This is a genomic window from Micromonospora echinospora (assembly GCF_900091495.1).
GTDB classification, from domain to species: domain Bacteria; phylum Actinomycetota; class Actinomycetes; order Mycobacteriales; family Micromonosporaceae; genus Micromonospora; species Micromonospora echinospora.
Window position 1 is genome coordinate 7,603,560 of sequence record NZ_LT607413.1, and the last position, 12,831, is coordinate 7,616,390.

The window sequence follows — 12,831 nt, forward strand, 5'->3', positions numbered from 1 at the left end:
CCACCGGCCGGTGGAGCCCACGCGCGGCGGGGGCGCGGTCCCCCACACCAACCCCCGTCGCGCGTGCTCTCTCGGCCGACGTCGTCAGCGGGCCGCCGTCGTCAGGTAGGCGTCGATCTCGGCGGTGAGCCGCCGCTTCTCCCCCTCGGGCAGGAAGGCCGCGGTCACCGCGTCGCGGGCCAGCCCGGCCACCCCCGCCGCGTCCAGCTCCAGCAGCCGGGCGGCGACCGCGTACTCGTCGTTGAGGGTGGTGCCGAACATCGGCGGGTCGTCGGAGTTGATGGTGACCAGCACCCCGGCCTCGACGAGGCGTCCGAGCGGGTGCTCGTCGAGACTCGCCACGGCCCGGGTCCGCAGGTTGGAGGTGGGGCAGACCTCCAACGCGATCCGGTGTTGCGCGAGGTGGGCCAGGAGTTCCGGGTCCTGCGCGGCGGAGATGCCGTGCCCGATCCGCTCCGCGCCCAGGTCCCGCAGCGCGTCCCAGACGGTCTGCGGGCCGGTGGTCTCCCCCGCGTGCGGAGCGGAGCGCAGCCCGGCCGCCCGCGCCTGGTCGAAGTACGGCTTGAACTGCGGTCGGGGCACGCCGATCTCCGGGCCGCCCAGGCCGAACGAGATCAGCCCGTCCGGACGCTGGTCGAGGGCGATCCGCAGGGTCTCCTCGGCTGCCGGCAGCCCGGCCTCGCCCGGGATGTCGAAGCACCAGCGCAGCTCGATGCCGAAGTCCGCCTCGGCCCGTTTGCGGGCGTCCTCGATCGCCTCGCAGAAGGCCGGCGCCGGGATGCCCCGACGCACGTGCGAGTACGGCGTGATGGTCAGCTCCGCGTAGCGGACCTGCTGGCGGGCCAGTTCCCGGGCCACCTCGTGGGTGAGGATCCAGACGTCGGTGTCGTCCCGGACCAGGTCGACCACGCTGAGGTAGACCTCGATGAAGTGGGCGAAGTCGCGGAACTCGAAGTAGGCGGCGAGCGCCTCCGGGTCGGCCGGCACCGGGCTGCGCCCCTCGTGCCGGGCGGCCAGCTCGGCGACGATGCGGGGTGACGCGGAGCCGACGTGGTGCACGTGCAGCTCCACCTTGGGCAGTCCGGCGATGAACGAGGGCAGGTCGGTCACAGGTTCTCCTCGGCGCGGGCAGGGGTACGGGCCACGAAGAAGACGCGGCGGAACGGGAAGTACACCTGACCGTGCCGGACCGGGTACTGCTCGGCGAGCCGGTTGCCCAGCGCCACCCGGAACCGGTCCCAGGTGGCGTCGTCCAGGGCGGCCCGGACCGGGCGCAGGGCCGTCCCCTCCAGCCAGGTGAACACGGGATGGTCGGCGTCGACCGGGGCCGACAGGAGGTGCACGTAGGTAGTCTCCCAGGCGTCCACCGCGCACCCGGCGTCGGCCATCAGCTCGGCGTACGCCACGGCGTCGCGCACCGGGGCCTCGCGCAGCAGCGGAAGGAGTTCGGCCCGCCACGGCCCCTGGTCGGCCACCGCCCACAGGGTGCGGTGCGAGGGGGCGTCGTAGTTGGCGGGCACCTGCACCGCCAGCGAGGCGCCGGGCGGCAGCTCCCGCGCCCAGCGGGTGAGCAGTCGCTGGTGGCCGGGCACCCACTGGAGCACCGCGCTGGCGAGCAGCACGTCGACGTCCGGACCGGGACGCCAGTCGTGCAGGTCGCCGACGGCGAAGGTGACCGGCGTGTCCTGCCGTCCGGCCTGTTCGATCATCGTGGGGGACGAGTCGATGCCGAGGATCCGGCTCTCCGGCCACCGGTCGGCCAGGGTCGCGGTGAGGTGCCCGGGGCCGCACCCCAGGTCGACCACGGCCCGGGGGCGGCGCGCCGGGACGCGGGCCATCAGGTCGTGGAAGGGGCGGGACCGCTCGTCGGCGTAACGCAGGTAGCTGCTCGGATCCCACACGGGCAAACCTCCAAACCGTACGTGTGTCCTGCCGAACCGTACGACCCCGCGCGCCGGTCGGCGACCGGATCACTAGGCTCAGCCGAATGGAGCAGCGTACCTTCGGCCGGCTGGGCCGCCGGGCGGGCGGCCGGTGGTGAGCCCGGCCCCCACCGACGGGCACGCGGGAAGCGCGGCACGACAGCCGCGCCACGGCAGGGAGGGGAGACGGTGAAGGGGTGGCTTCCACTCACGCTCGGCCTGTTGGCCGTCGTGGTCGGTACGGTCTGGACGGTGCAGGGGCTGGGCTACGTCAGCGGCAGCGTGATGACCGACCAGCGGATCTGGGCGGTGCTCGGTCCACTGCTCGCGCTGGGCGGGGCCGCGGCGCTCTGGCTCGGGATGCGCGCCCGACGTCCACGTTCCTGACCACCGGGGTCGGCTGACCGACGACCGCCGGCACCGACCGTCCGGATCGGGGCACCCTCGGCGGTGCGGCCCGGCAGGGGCAGGGGCGGCCGGCGGAGGCAGAGGCGGCCGACTGGGCGAAGACGGCGGGCCGGACGAGCGTCCGACCAGGACAGAAACTGGCGCGACCGGCGCGAACTGCCGGTCGACCAGGATCGCCGAGGCCTACAACGGGTGGTCCTGGTTCCGCCGGACGCGCGGTGTCGCCCCGGCGGGCCGTTCGGTCGGGCGGCGCATGTGGAAAGCCCCGCGTCCGGGCCGGACACGGGGCTTCACGGGGGCGGACCCGACGCGGTGCGGATCAGCCGGCTGGCCGGCGGGGGCCGACCGGTGCTGCTCAGATGGGACGGACCTGCTCCGCCTGCGGGCCCTTCTGGCCCTGGGCGATCTCGAACTCCACCCGCTGGTTCTCCTCCAGCGTGCGGTAGCCGCTGGTCTGGATGGCCGAGAAGTGGACGAACACGTCAGCACCCCCGCCGTCGACGGTGATGAAGCCGAAGCCCTTGTCTGCGTTGAACCACTTCACGGTTCCCTGCGCCATGTGTATCTCCTTCTAAAACTGGCGGCCGAGCACGCCGTGCGGCCGGTTGGCCGTTTTCGAGCAGCGGCGCCTGAGGCGGCCCCCTGGCAGGAGACTTCTCTCAACCCACGCCATCTCTCAACAGCGGGGAACAGCAAACCACGTACGCAAAAACTCTGCACAGCCTACCTGACGAAATTCTCCTACATGTGACCTGAAGGACGCCGGGAACCGGGCCGGGTGGACATGCCACGGCCCCCGTCCGGACGTCGGACGGGGGCCGGGAAACGTCGTTCAGTCCGGCCAGTGGCCGGTCAGCCGACGGACGCCGACCGCGCCCCCACGGTCGACCGCCGCCCGCACCGCCGAGAAGATCGCACCCTGGAGGGCGGCGGCGGCCAGGATCTCGCCCCAGCCACGGTCCTCGTCGGTGGCGCTGGGCGCCTCGCCGTCCCCTGCGGTCATCTTCCACACCTGCCGGAACACCACACCGGCGACCGCACCGGCGGCCAGACCGAGAAGCACACCCACCGGCTTGTACGCGGCCTTGTTGATACCCCTGCTCACCTGTGCCTCCCCCGGACGATCAACAACACCACCACGGTCGCCAGCGCGCCGGCCGCGACCACCGCCCACGGCACCGGGTCGCGGCGCACCATCGTGCCGGTCCCCTGCGCCTGGGCGCGGGCCGTCCCGGCCGTCTGCGCGGCCTGTCCGCGCACCCTGGCCATGGTCATGGCCGCCTGGCTGCGGACCTGTCCCGCCTGCTCCCGCACCCGCTCCCGCGCCTGCCCGGCCTGCTCGCGCATCCGCCCCCGGGCCTGCTCGGCCGACTCACGCAGCCGCGCCTTGACGTCGACCTTGGCGGCGAGCGCCTCCACCGTCTCACCCAGTTCGATCCGGGTCCGTCGGATCTCCTCGCGGAGGGCCTCCGGGTCCCCGCTGCCGTTGCCCGTCATGACCGCCCCCTGTCCCGGACCGCGGCGGTGACCGTGTCGACGTCCGCGCGGACGCTGCGGACCGCCGCCGCCGGCACCGGCGGGACCGCCTGGCTGACCTGCTTCTTGCCGACCAGGGCGAGGATCCCCGCCAGCGCGAAGAGCACCACGGCCACGATCAGGGCGGCCACCCACGCCGGCAGCACCTGCGCCAGCAGCAGGACCACGGCGGTGAGCAGCGCGCCGAGCCCGTACATGGCGAGCACCCCGCCGCCGCCGAAGAGGCCGACCCCGATACCGGCGTGCTTGCCCTTCTCGGTCAACTCCGCGCGGGCCAGCGCCAGCTCGTCCCGGACGAGTCGGGAGACCTGCTCCGTGGCGCGCTGCACCAGCTCCGCGGTGGACGGCTCGTTGCGGGCCCGGGACGTACTGGGGTTCGCGACATCAGCCATGCTGTCCTCCTTTCTTCATCACCGCGCTGTATGCCCTGAGTCGCCAGGGATCAATCCTGCGCGGGGCGAACAGTCGACCGGACCGCGCCGAGCGGCACGTCCCCACAAACCGCCCGCTCAAACCCAAAAGCGGAGCAGACCGGCGGACGGCGGGTCGGGCGCAGGAGTGCCCGACAGGTGCAACGGAGTGCCCGACAGGTGCAACGCCGGACGGGCGGCGAGGTCACGTCCGGTCCGGCGCAGCCTCTGGATGGGAAACGGAGGACTGCTCCGCGATCAGCGGTGGTTGTCGGCCGGTTCGGGGGCGCGGCCGGCGTCGACCCGCCCGTGACCGTCGACCCGCTCCTGACCGTCGACCCGCCCGGGACCGTCGGCCCGCCCGGGACCGTCGGTCGACCGGTTCCGGGACGCCCCCGGGTCGGCCCCGTTGCGACGGTGGCCGTCGTCCGGCTCGTCCGGGCCGACGAAGGCCTCGCTGCGGGCGTCGCCGTCGTCGCTGCCGCCGAAGAGGCGGGCGTCGTCCGGGGGGTTGCCGTCCGGTCGGCGACGGACCGGACGGCGCGGCTGCACCCACTGCCAGGGCAGGTCGCTGGTGGCGTCGCCCAGCTCGGTGCGCGTGCGGGGCATGGCGGTGGGACGCTGCTCGCGTACCCAGCCGACCAGGTGCTCGCGGACCAGGCACCGCAGGTCCCACAGGTTGCCGGCGTTGGCGGCGCTGACCAGCGCCCGGACCCGGACGTTGCCGCCGGTGGCGTCGGTGACCTGGAGCACGCAGACCCGGCCGTCCCAGAGTTCGGTGCTCTCGACCAGGCGGCGCAGCTCCTCGCGCATCGCCTGCACCGGGACCGCCCAGTCCAGGTCGAACTCGGCGGTGCCGAGCACGGCGGCCTGGGTCCGGGTCCAGTTCTGGAACGGCTTGCTGGTGAAGTACGAGGTGGGCAGGATCAGCCGCCGGTCGTCCCAGATCTGGACCACCACGTAGCTGAGGGTCAGCTCCTCGATCCGGCCCCACTCCCCCTCGACGACCACCACGTCGTCGAGGCGCACCGCGTCGCTGAAGGCCAGTTGCAGGCCGGCGAAGACGTTGCCGAGCAGGCTCTGCGCGGCCAGGGCGGCGACCACACCGACCACACCGGCGCTGGTCAGCACACCGGCCCCGATGCCCCGGACGCTGGGGAAGGTCATCAGCATCACGCCGACGGTGAGCACCACGATCACCGCGATGGTCAGCCGACGCAGCATCACCACCTGGGTACGCACCCGGCGGGCGTGCCGGTTGTCCGGCACGTCGATCCGGAACCGGGCCAGCGCGACGTCCTCGGTGACCACCAGCAGCGCGGCCACCAGCCAGGCGGTGCTGGCGATCACGCAGAGCACCAGCAGGTGCAGCACGACCTGCCGCCACTGGTCGCCGACCGCGTAGCCGGTGCTGAACCGGATGCCGAACTGGACGGCCAGGACGGTGGTGGCGACCTTCAGCGGCCGGTGCGCGTGGTCGGCCAGTTCCCCCATCAGCAGCGAGTTCGGACCGAGCCGGCGGACCAGCCGATGGGTCACCTCGACCGCCAGAAGGGCGATCGCCGCCGCGGCGAGCGCGGCGACGACCGTCCCGAGGTAGCTCTGCACTGCTTCTCTCCCTCATGGTCGAGCGGGGGTGGTCAGCTGGCAAAGGTCCCATGCTGCCCGCCGAACGACGAATCGACCAGGTTCACACCTTGCGGTAGCGGGACTGGAGGAAGCAGAACGCGCCGAAGGCGGCGATGCCGAGCGCGACGAGGGTGAGCAGGATGGTGCCGTAGGACTGCTCGCGCAGGGCCCGCAGGGCCGCGTCCAGGCCACGCGCCTTCTCCGGGTCGTAGTTGACCGCGGCGACGACGACCAAGATGCCGGCGATGGCGTACGCGACGCCCTTGGCGATGTAACCGGCCATGCCGAGGCGACGCGCCAACTTCCGGGTGCGGGCATCCATCTCGCCGGTCTTCAGGTGCTTCTCGAAGCGCTTGACCAGGCCGTAGATGACCAGGCCCGCCCCGATGGCGGCGAGCACCAGCCCGGCCAGGCCGACCAACCAGCGACCGCCGGAGGAGGTCATCAGCTCGCCGGTGAGCGCCTCCTGCTTGTCGGCGCTGTTGGAGCCGGCGTCGGAGAAGACCTTCCAGGCGGTCCAGGCGAAGTAGAGGTAGACGACGGTACGGCCGGCCGAGGCGAGCCGCTCGACGACCCGCTCCCCGCCGCGCTCGGCGCGATGCCCGGCGGCGGCTTCGAGCCCCTGCCAGATCGCCATGGCGAGCAGGCCGACCGCGATCGCGACAACGAGGAACTTGCCCATCGGCTGGGCGGCGAGGGTGCGCAGGGCCCCGGACTGGTCTCCGTCGTCGGAGGACTGACCGAAGGCGATCTGCAACGCCAACCAGGCGAAGAGGAGGTGGACGATCCCGTAGCCGATGAAGCCGACCCGGGCGAGGGTTTCCAGCCACCGGCTGTTCGCGGTGCGGGAGGCGGTGGCCTGGGCGCTGTGGGTGAGAGACATGGCGGCAGATTCACCGATCCCCATGGTCCTCAAACGTCGGGCACCGCCGCCCGCCCCGGTCGGTCGCTTGGACCGAACCCGGTCAGTTGCCCGGGTTGCGCGCCACCCGGATCGTGACGTTGCTGTCGGTGACACTGTCGACCGACACCGTGAAGCCCCCGACCTCGGTGGCCTGCTGCCCGGTGGTCAGGGTGAGCTGCTCGCCGGCGACCTCGACGGTGACCTGGTCGTCCTGGGCCCCGATCAGCTTGGCCTCGATGCCGAGGATGTTGGCGCTGGCGTCGACGCCCCGGTCGAAGGTGACGGTGCAGGCGTCCAGTCCACAGTCGGTGGAGGCGTTCTCCGAGCTGCACCCGGCGAGCACGGCGACGCCCAGCACGAGGCCGGCGACCAGACCGGCGGCACGGCGGGCGGGAGTGAGGGCGGTGGTGGCGCGTCGGTTCGTCACGGGTGCAAGAGTACGCAACGCGGTCCATCCCGACACCTGTCGATCTTGGCAGGGCGGGCGGGACCGGGCGGCCGGCAGCCGCGCTAGGGTGCCCGGCATGTCGTTCGACGTCACACGGGTCCGGGCCGCCTACCCGGCGCTGGCCGAGGGTCACCTGCACTTCGACGGGGCCGCGGGCACCCAGCCGGCCGCCGGGGTCGTCGAGGCGGTCACCGGGGCGATGCGCCACGCAGTGGACAACCGCAGCGCCGCGTTCGCGCCCGGCCGCCGGTCGCTGGAGTTCGTCGCGGCGGCCCGCACGGCCGTGGCCGACCTGCTCGGCGTCGCGCCCGACGGGGTGGTGCTCGGGCCGAGCGCGACCGCCCTGACGTACACGCTGGCCCGCACGCTCGGCGACACCTGGCGGCCCGGTGACGAGGTGGTGGTGTCCCGGCTGGACCACGACGCGAACGTCCGGCCGTGGGTGCGGGCGGCCGAGCGGGCCGGGGCGACCGTACGGTGGGCGGAGTTCGACCCGGCCACCGGGGAACTCCCCACCGGTCAGTACGCCGACCTGGTCGGCGAGCGGACCCGACTGGTCGCGGTGACCGCCGCCAGCAACGCCGTCGGCACCGTGCCGGACGTCGCGGCGATCGCCCGGCTGGCGCACGCGGCCGGGGCGCTGGTCTGCGTGGACGGGGTGCACGCCGTGCCGCACGGGCCGACCGACGTGCCCGCCCTCGGCGCGGACTTCTTCGTCACCAGCGCCTACAAATGGTCCGGACCGCACCTGGCCGCGCTGGTCGCCGACCCGGCCCGCTGGGCGGCGCTGCGCCCCGACAAGCTGCGGCCCTCGTCCGACGCGGTGCCGGACCGGTTCGAGTACGGCACGCCGAGCTTCCCCCTGCTCGCCGGCCTGACCGCCGCGGTGGAGCACCTGGCCGGGCTAAACCCGACCGGTCGGGGCGACCGGCGCAGCCGGGTCCGGGCCGGGCTGGCCGCCGCGCGGGCGCACGAACAGGTGGTCTTCGACCGGCTGCTGGCCGGGCTGGCGGCGCTGCCCGGGGTGACCGTGCTGCCGGCCCCGGCCGGGCGCTGCCCGACGGTCTCGTTCCGGCTGGCCGGGTCGAGCCCGGCGGAGACCGCGACGGCGCTCGGGGAGGCCGGCATCTGCCTCTCCCACGGCGACTACTACGCCTACGAGTACTTCCAGGCGCTCGGGCTGCGGGAGCGCGGCGGGGCGGTCCGGGCCAGCGTCTACCACTACAACACGGTCGAGGAGGTGGACCGGTTGCTGGCCGAACTGGACCGGCTGGCCTCCGGCGGGTGGAGAATGACCGGGTGAGTTACCTCGTCGAGGACGACCCGGCCCGCCGCCGCTTCGAGATCCTGGTCGACGACGCGCTGGCCGGGTTCACCGCGTACCGGCCGCGCGGCGCGGACGTGCTGGTCTTCACGCACACCGAAGTCGACCCGGAGTTCCGGGGCAAGGGCGTCGGCGAGGCGCTGATCCGGGGCACGCTGGACGAGGTACGCCGACGCGGCGCCCGGGTGGTCCCCCGATGCCCGTTCATGGCCGCCTTCATCGACCGCCATTCCGCGTACGCCGACCTCGTCACCGCTACGGACGAGCAGTGACCGACCGGTAGGGTCGTCCGGGTGGATTCCGACGACACCGCCGCCCGGCTCGGGGTACCCGTCGAGGAGGTCGAGCGCGTGCACCGGCTCGCCGGCGACCGGCCGTCGGCACCGCTGCCCGCCAGGGCCGACGCGCCCGCGATCCTCGACCGGCTCGCGGTGCGGCCGGACGACGCCGCCGAGATCATGGCGGGCTGGCCCGACCCCGGCTCCCCGCTGTGGACCCCTGAGCTGCGCTGGCTGCTCGACCGCTCGATCGCCCTGGTCCGCGCCGACCTCGGGGGCCACGGCTGGCTGTCGCCCGGTCCGGAGCTGCCGCGCGAACGGGGGCCCGCCTGGCGGCATCTCTACGTGTACGCGTACCTGGCCATGGTCGACGTCGTCACGGCGTACCACCGCGACCGCGGCATCGTCGACGCCGTGTCGTGGTCGACCCTCGCGGACCTGGGCCGCAACCTCGCGATCGACCGGCGGATGCTCCGCGAGGGCTGGCCGGTCATGCAGAGCTGGCTGACGCTGCACGCGCGCGGCGGCATCTACGAGCTGGGCCGGTTGCAGCACCAGCGCGGCGAGGACGCCATCGCCCTGCACATCCCCGAGTCGGGGCCGCTGACCCCGGAGGCGGTCACGGCGTCGCTCGACGAGGCCCGCGCGTTCTTCCCGCGCCACTTTCCCGACGAGCGCTACACGGCGTTCTCCTGCGGCTCCTGGCTGCTCGACCCGCAGCTGCGGGAGTACCTGCCCGCCGACTCCAACATCGTCCGGTTCCAACAGAGGTTCGAGCTGGAGCCCTACGAGAAGCAGGACGGGCTGGACGCCGACGTCGAGTCGCGGCGGTTCGTGTTCCGCACCCTGACCACGCCGCTCGACCAGCTCCCCCGCCGCACCGTGCTCCAGCGCGCGATCGTCGACCACCTGACGGCCGGCCGCCACTGGCACTGGCGCCGCGGCCGTTTCCCGTTGTAGTCACACCCCCGGGTCCGGTGGTCAGCCCGCCCCGACACCAGCGAGGATCTCGGCGGCGGCCCGCGCCCCGGCCATGCTCGCGCCGTGGGTCGCCACGTGCACCCGTCCGGTGACCAGCACGGGCAGGCCGAGTTCGACGACCACCGCGTCCGGGCGGGCGGCCAACGCGCGCTCCACCGCCGTCCGCATCCATCCGTGCCGGTGCAGGTCCCGGACGACCAGCACCAGGGGCCGGTCGGGCGGGCCGGCGGCCGGGGCGGCGGGGACGTCCGCCTCGTCGTACCGGACGGTGGTGGTGCCGGGAAGCAGCTCGGCCAGGGGCGCGCCGATCCCCCACGGGGTCTCCGCGCCGATGGCGATGTTGCGGGGCGGCGCGAACTCCACCACGTGCGCCGGGGTGGTCAGTGGCGCCAGCGCCCCACCGTCGCCGGTGGTCACCCGGACCGCCCGGCGCGCGGCGGCCAGCCCGACACCGCCCGGTCCGGCGGTGCGGGCGCGGTCGGCACGGGCGGTGGTGGTCCAGGCGGCGAGCTGGCCGACCCGCTTGGCCGCCTCGGCGAGCCGTTCCTCGGGGAGTTCCCCGTTGACGACGGCGGCCACGATGCCGTCGCGCAGCCGGCGGGCGGTCTCCTCGTCGGCGTGTTCGCCGCCGACGCAGATCGCGTCCGCCCCGGCGGCGAGGGCCCGGACCGCCGCGCCGGTGAAGCCGTACGTGTCGGCGACCGCGCGCATCTCGATCGCGTCGGTCACCACGACACCGTGGAAGCCCAGCTCGTCGCGGAGCAGGTCGGTGAGGACGCGCCGGCTCAGGGTGGCCGGCAGGACGGGGTCGAGGGCCGGCACGAGCAGGTGCCCGGTCATGACGGCCTGGGCCCCGGCGGCGATCGCCGCCCGGAACGGCACCAGCTCGCCGGCGTCGAGGCGCACCCGGTCGGCGGTGATCCGGGGCAGGTCGTGGTGCGAGTCGACCCGGGTGTCGCCGTGCCCCGGGAAGTGCTTGGCGCAGGCCGCGACCCCGCCGGCCTGGAGGCCACGCACCCAGGCGGCGGTGTGCCGGGCGACCAGCGCAGGGTCCGCGCCGAACGCGCGCACACCGATCACCGGGTTGTCCGGGTTGGAGTTGACGTCGGCGTCCGGGGCGTAGTTCAGGGTGACGCCGGCGGCGGCCAGTTCCGCGCCGAGGTCCCGGGCCACCTCCTCGGTGAGCGCCGGGTCGTCGACCGCGCCGAGGGCGAGGTTGCCCGGACGGGAACTGCCCGGCCCGGACTCGATCCGGGTCACGTCGCCGCCCTCCTCGTCGATGGCGACGATCACGTCCGGCCGTTCCGCGCGCAGCGCGGCGGTGAGCGCGGCGACCTGGGCCGGGTCGACGACGTTGCGGGCGAAGAGGACCACCGAGCCGAGCCCCTCGCCGAGCCACCGACAGATCCACGGGGGCGGGGTGGTGCCGACGAAGCCGGGTTGCAGGACGGCAGCGGCCAGGCTCGCCAGGTTCCCCATCGGTGCGCTCATGCGGTCCCCGTACCCCCTCGGTGTCCCGGCGGCGGTCTCCCCCGCTGCCTGCGGTGACTGCCATGGTCACACCGGCCCGTCTAATAGTCAATAAACCTTTCTATTACTGAGAGTGGCGGATCGGTCGACCCGTGCCGTGGCACCGACGTGCGCGGTCGTGCGAAAGTGCGGGGGTGCATTCCTCGCTGATCACCGCCGCCGACGAGGTCGACTGGTACGACATTCCCGGGGTCCGCCTGCTCGGGCTGGTCGTCGGCGGCCTGCTCCTGATCGCCGCGATCCGGGCCATGTTCCGCTGAGCCGACCGCGCCGGATCCACGTCCGTTCCCGGCGGACGCGACCGGCGACGGCGCCGCCCGGCCCGGCCAGCGCGGTGTGACGCGTCACCCCCGGGGTACCGCGAAGGTTGTCCGGCCCGGAGGGTCCGGCGCCCCGGACGCGGCGAGGGGGAAAGATGAAGATCGGTTACTTCCTGTCCAGTGAGGAGTTCACACCGGCCGAACTCGTGGAGCAGGCACGCGGGGCCGAACGCGCCGGCTTCGAGGCACTGTGGATCTCCGACCACTACCACCCGTGGGTGGACGCCCAGGGCCAGAGCCCGTTCGTCTGGTCGGTGATCGGCGCGCTCAGTCAGGTCTGCCGGCTCCCGGTGACCACCGCGGTGACCTGCCCGACCGTCCGGATCCACCCGGCGGTGCTGGCCCAGGCCGCGGCGACCAGCGCGGTGCTGCACTCCGGGCGGTTCGTGCTCGGCGTCGGCTCCGGCGAGGCCCTCAACGAGCACATCCTCGGCGACCCGTGGCCGGGCGCGGACGTCCGGCTGGAGATGTTGGAGGAGGCGGTCGCGGTGATGCGCGAACTCTGGGCCGGCGGCTTCGTCGACCACCGGGGCCGGCACTACACCGTCGAGCACGCCCGGATCTACACGCTGCCGGAGGAGCCGCCGAAGGTCTACGTCTCCGGCTTCGGCCCGAAGGCGGTCGACCTGGCCGCCCGGATCGGCGACGGCTACGTCAACACCTCCCCCGACGCCGAACTGGTCCGGCGGTTCCGCGACGGCGGGGGCGGCGACAAGCCGTGCCAGGCCGGGTTCAAGGCCGCGTACGCCGACAGCGTCGACGAGGGCGCGCGGATCGCGTACGAGCGCTGGCCGAACGCCGGCGTGCCCGGCGAGCTGTCCCAGGTGCTCCCCTCACCGCGCCACTTCGAGCAGGCCGCCCAGATGGTGGACCCGGACACGGTACGGGAGGCGTTCGTCTGCGGCCGGGACGCCGACGCGCACCTGGCGAAGATCGAGGAGTACGCCAAGGCCGGCTTCGACGAGGTCTACGTGGCCAACACCGGCCCGCACTGGCAGGGCCTGTTCGACCTGTACCAGCACGAGGTCCTGCCCCGGCTCCGGTGAGCCGGCCGGTCCGGGCGACCCCGCCGCCACCGGCGGAAACACCCACGTCGCCGGCCGGGGAGGCACGGTTTCACCCCCGGCCGGTCCGGGTACCA

15 protein-coding genes and 1 pseudogene are annotated in these 12,831 nt (G+C 73.8%); 6 read left to right on the top strand and 10 right to left on the bottom strand.

Going from position 1 to position 12,831, the window contains the following annotated elements:
* Positions 1 to 84: 84 nt before the first annotated feature.
* Positions 85 to 1,110, bottom strand: a complete 1,026-nt coding sequence (locus GA0070618_RS32345) for an adenosine deaminase (RefSeq protein ID WP_088985029.1) — start codon at positions 1,108 to 1,110, stop codon at positions 85 to 87.
* Positions 1,107 to 1,901 carry a trans-aconitate 2-methyltransferase gene (locus GA0070618_RS32350; protein ID WP_088985030.1) on the bottom strand — a complete coding sequence of 265 codons (795 nt, stop codon included), beginning with the start codon at positions 1,899 to 1,901 and terminating at the stop codon, positions 1,107 to 1,109. Before GA0070618_RS32350 ends, GA0070618_RS32345 begins: the two co-directional genes overlap by 4 nt.
* Before the next feature lie 210 nt (positions 1,902 to 2,111).
* Between GA0070618_RS32350 and GA0070618_RS32355 the strand changes: the two genes are divergently transcribed.
* A complete protein-coding gene (locus GA0070618_RS32355; protein WP_088985031.1) occupies positions 2,112 to 2,309 on the top strand; it encodes a hypothetical protein in 198 nt (65 codons plus the stop codon).
* Positions 2,310 to 2,685: 376 nt separating this feature from the next.
* Here GA0070618_RS32355 and GA0070618_RS32360 read toward each other — a convergent pair whose 3' ends face one another.
* From GA0070618_RS32360 to GA0070618_RS32390, 7 genes and pseudogenes are all read right to left on the bottom strand, one after another.
* Positions 2,686 to 2,889 (bottom strand): cold-shock protein, encoded by a 204-nt coding sequence (locus GA0070618_RS32360; RefSeq protein WP_007075740.1) that lies wholly within the window; start codon positions 2,887 to 2,889, stop codon positions 2,686 to 2,688.
* A 273-nt stretch (positions 2,890 to 3,162) separates the two neighbouring features.
* Positions 3,163 to 3,435 carry a DUF4235 domain-containing protein gene (locus GA0070618_RS32365; protein WP_088985032.1) on the bottom strand — a complete coding sequence of 91 codons (273 nt, stop codon included), beginning with the start codon at positions 3,433 to 3,435 and terminating at the stop codon, positions 3,163 to 3,165.
* Positions 3,432 to 3,827 carry a DUF3618 domain-containing protein gene (locus GA0070618_RS32370; protein WP_088985033.1) on the bottom strand — a complete coding sequence of 132 codons (396 nt, stop codon included), beginning with the start codon at positions 3,825 to 3,827 and terminating at the stop codon, positions 3,432 to 3,434. Before GA0070618_RS32370 ends, GA0070618_RS32365 begins: the two co-directional genes overlap by 4 nt.
* Positions 3,824 to 4,258, bottom strand: a complete 435-nt coding sequence (locus GA0070618_RS32375) for a phage holin family protein (RefSeq protein ID WP_088985034.1) — start codon at positions 4,256 to 4,258, stop codon at positions 3,824 to 3,826. Before GA0070618_RS32375 ends, GA0070618_RS32370 begins: the two co-directional genes overlap by 4 nt.
* Before the next feature lie 432 nt (positions 4,259 to 4,690).
* Positions 4,691 to 5,884 (bottom strand): annotated as a pseudogene (locus GA0070618_RS32380) (mechanosensitive ion channel family protein); the annotation flags it as partial.
* Positions 5,885 to 5,966: 82 nt separating this feature from the next.
* Positions 5,967 to 6,788, bottom strand: coding sequence for a DUF1206 domain-containing protein (locus tag GA0070618_RS32385; RefSeq protein ID WP_088985036.1), 822 nt, complete (start codon positions 6,786 to 6,788; stop codon positions 5,967 to 5,969).
* Positions 6,789 to 6,870: 82 nt separating this feature from the next.
* On the bottom strand, positions 6,871 to 7,236 hold the full coding sequence (locus GA0070618_RS32390; RefSeq protein ID WP_088985037.1) for a hypothetical protein: 366 nt from the start codon (positions 7,234 to 7,236) through the stop codon (positions 6,871 to 6,873).
* Positions 7,237 to 7,333: 97 nt separating this feature from the next.
* On the opposite strand from GA0070618_RS32390, the gene GA0070618_RS32395 reads away from it, so the two are divergent.
* The 3 genes from GA0070618_RS32395 to GA0070618_RS32405 are packed head-to-tail and all read left to right on the top strand — an operon-like array spanning position 7,334 to position 9,819.
* Positions 7,334 to 8,560: a cysteine desulfurase-like protein gene (locus GA0070618_RS32395; RefSeq protein WP_088985038.1), complete on the top strand. Its 1,227-nt coding sequence runs from the start codon at positions 7,334 to 7,336 to the stop codon at positions 8,558 to 8,560.
* Positions 8,557 to 8,853: a GNAT family N-acetyltransferase gene (locus GA0070618_RS32400; protein ID WP_088985039.1), complete on the top strand. Its 297-nt coding sequence runs from the start codon at positions 8,557 to 8,559 to the stop codon at positions 8,851 to 8,853. Before GA0070618_RS32395 ends, GA0070618_RS32400 begins: the two co-directional genes overlap by 4 nt.
* 21 nt (positions 8,854 to 8,874) lie before the next feature.
* On the top strand, positions 8,875 to 9,819 hold the full coding sequence (locus GA0070618_RS32405; RefSeq protein WP_088985040.1) for an acyltransferase domain-containing protein: 945 nt from the start codon (positions 8,875 to 8,877) through the stop codon (positions 9,817 to 9,819).
* A gap of 21 nt (positions 9,820 to 9,840) precedes the next feature.
* Here GA0070618_RS32405 and GA0070618_RS32410 read toward each other — a convergent pair whose 3' ends face one another.
* Positions 9,841 to 11,331: a glycoside hydrolase family 3 protein gene (locus tag GA0070618_RS32410; RefSeq protein ID WP_088985041.1), complete on the bottom strand. Its 1,491-nt coding sequence runs from the start codon at positions 11,329 to 11,331 to the stop codon at positions 9,841 to 9,843.
* Positions 11,332 to 11,504: 173 nt separating this feature from the next.
* Between GA0070618_RS32410 and GA0070618_RS35280 the strand changes: the two genes are divergently transcribed.
* Positions 11,505 to 11,630 (top strand): hypothetical protein, encoded by a 126-nt coding sequence (locus GA0070618_RS35280; protein ID WP_269148516.1) that lies wholly within the window; start codon positions 11,505 to 11,507, stop codon positions 11,628 to 11,630.
* 155 nt (positions 11,631 to 11,785) lie between these two features.
* A complete protein-coding gene (locus GA0070618_RS32415; RefSeq protein ID WP_088985042.1) occupies positions 11,786 to 12,736 on the top strand; it encodes a TIGR03557 family F420-dependent LLM class oxidoreductase in 951 nt (316 codons plus the stop codon).
* Positions 12,737 to 12,831 lie beyond the last annotated feature (95 nt).